The 2,647-nt window shown below is 65.0% G+C and carries 1 protein-coding gene and 1 pseudogene; both read right to left on the bottom strand.

Annotation, left to right across the window (positions count from 1 at the left end; translation table 11 throughout):
• A complete protein-coding gene (istB, locus tag ACLMAL_RS39415; protein WP_412003735.1) occupies window positions 1–858 on the bottom strand; it encodes an IS21-like element helper ATPase IstB in 858 nt (285 codons plus the stop codon).
• A pseudogene (istA, locus tag ACLMAL_RS39420) lies at window positions 859–2,496 on the bottom strand (IS21 family transposase).
• Between the last annotated feature and the right edge of the window lie 151 nt (window positions 2,497–2,647).

Below are 2,647 nucleotides of genomic sequence, written 5' to 3' on the forward strand. Positions count from 1 at the left end.
TCAGGGCACGATTTCCAGTGACTGCTGAGCATCGGTGAATACTGGTTGCTCCAGCGTCGTCGAAGTGGTGGCAGCGGCGTTGTTGAGGGCGGTGCGGGTGAGTCGGTAGCTGTCGGTGCCGGTTTCGATGATCTGCCCGCCGAAGGTGAGGCGGTCGACGATCGCGGCGCAGAGGCGCGGTTCGGGAAATGTGTTCGACCAGCCGGAGAACGCCTCGTTCGAGGCGATCGCGACAGAGTTCTTTTCCTCGCGCTCGGTCAATACCTGGAACAACAGTTCGGCGCCGCGTTTGTCGAGCTCCATATATCCGAGTTCGTCGATGCAAAGAAGATCGACTCGCCCGTAGCGGGCGATCGTTTTGGCCAGCACTTTCTCGTCGGCGGCTTCGACCAGCTCGTTCACCAGTTTTGTTGCGAGGGTGTATTTCACGCGGTAGCCGCGCATCGCGGCTTCGGTGCCCAACGCGATCAGCAGGTGGCTCTTGCCGGTCCCGGAGTCGCCGATCAGGCAGAGCGGGGTGCCCTTGCGCACCCAGTCGCAATTGGCGAGGGTGTTGATCACGGCGGGGTCGATGTTGGGGTTGGCGTCGAAGTCGAAGGCCCGCAACGATTTATCGCGCGGGAATCCGGCGGCGCGGATGCGGCGTTCGGAACGCCGCCGCGCCCGATCGTCGCATTCGACGAGCAGCAGCTCAGCCAGGAACGCCCGGTAGCTCATCTGGTCGCGGATCGCGGTTTCGACAATGTCGTTGAACTGGGTGCGGATGCTGGGCAGTCGCAGCATCCGGCAGGCCTGGTCGACTGCGGTGTCGGCGGCCTGGTCGGTCATGCCGTGGCGGCGCGGGGTCGGGCTGGTCATCTAGGGATTCCCTTCTGCGGTTTTCGGTTTGGTGATGCGGAGCAGCTGGTCGTAGATGGCGACCGAGGGCAGGGGCCGGGTGTCGGGCGGCAGGTGCGCCAGCCGGCGCGCGGTCAGCGACGCAACCGGATCCGGATCCGGGTCGGGTTCGTCGAGATCGACCACGTTGGCCAGCCGCGGCGAGACTTCGGCGGCCTTGCGGGCCTCGAGGGCGACCGCGTCCGCGGTCAGCGCTCCCGCGCCCAGCGCGGCGTCCAGGCCCGCGATGACCTGGTCGTGGGGCATGGTGCGGTGCAGCAGAAGAACGTCGATGATCGCGCGGGTGCCGTCACGCTCGCCGTGAGCTTTGCGGACCGCGGCCCAGCACGCGTCGTGGCTCTTGGTGAACTTCCCGCTCTGGCGGGCTTGTTCGAGGGCTGTTGCCCCGGCCATCGCGCCGGGTTTGCGGATCAGCGCTTCGAGATAGTGATCGAGTTCCACGCGCGTCAACGCCTTGCCGATCAAGCGTTCGTGGCGGGCGATCTCGGTGCGGCCGTCGTAGACGACCAGCCAGGACGAGTGCAAAAGGATCCGAACCGGACGACCGATGAACCGGATCGGGACACTGTATTTGTTGGTCCGCGCCGCGACCATCGAATACCGGTCCACCCGCGTGGCCAGCCACGACCCGGTCTCGAACTCCTCGACGGGCAGCCGTTTCAACGTCGACGCCTCCAGCGCGAAATGCTCGCCGATCGTGCGCGCCCGCGCCCGATCCGCCGCGTCAGGTCATCGGTGTCCCACTGCTCGACCAGCGAGTTCAGCTCCTGGAGGGACTCGACTTTCGGGACGGGGACGAAGTGGTTGCGCCGGTATTAGCCGATCTGGCCCTCAACACCGCCCTTCTCGTGTGCGCCCTCGATGCCCGGGATGCAGTAGAACGGGTCGTCGATGCCGTAATGGCTGCGGAATGCGGTCCAGCGCTCGGATTCGGTTCTGGCCCTGCTCAACCCGAGAACCTTCACCACCGCGGCCTTCAAGTTGTCGTAGCGGATCTTCCCGTGCGGCACCCCGCCGAGCACGGTGAACGCGTGGACGTGCCCCTCCAGGAACGCTTCCTGCCCGCCCGAGGCTGACACCCGCTGAACGGAGCGGCCCGACAGCGACATTCGCAGCGAGAACAGGTAGAGCACGATCCGCTCACCGCAGCTCGACGGTCACCTCACCGAAGTCGACCTCGGCTTCCTCGCCAGGGTGATGGGTCTGCGGGATGAACACCTGTGGCGGTTCGCGACCGGCCTCGATCCTGATCTGCGGCTTGCGCTCCTCGACGTAGTCGCGGACCCGCTGGTAGGACACGTCTTCCATACCGTGCTCGTCGATCAGCCGTGCGTAGATCTGTTTGATCGTGTGCCGCTGCTTGCGCGGTGCGTCCAGATCCGTGCGCAGCATCTCATCGATGAACGGCTTGAACGGATCCAACTTCGAGACCCGCGCCGGATACTCCTTGCGCTTCTCCGAGAAAGTCGAGGTCAGTGCGGCGTTGACCGTGCGGTAGCCAATGTTGTACTTGGCCTGTAGCTCCCGGCCCGACACGCCCGCTCTCGAGTCTCGGCGGATCGCCGCGTACAGCTGCGCCTTGGATTGGTTCGGCGGCACAGTTCAACTCCTACGGGCCGTTGCAGACTGATAGCAGGGTGATCCTGCCACTGGAACCCGCCGGGTGGTGTCAAAATTCGCGGATACCAACACCTTCCGACCCGGACCGGTGTCGAGATTCACCGATCAACGATGTCGTGATTCACGGATA

Origin of the sequence: Nocardia sp. CWNU-33 (assembly GCF_046764895.1) — a bacterium.
Classification (GTDB): Bacteria; Actinomycetota; Actinomycetes; order Mycobacteriales; family Mycobacteriaceae; genus Nocardia.

Bases quoted from the DNA above. Each gene is read 5' to 3' on its own strand.
- istB (WP_412003735.1), bottom strand. From the start codon at position 858: ATGACCAGCCCGACCCCGCGCCGCCACGGCATGACCGACCAGGCCGCC.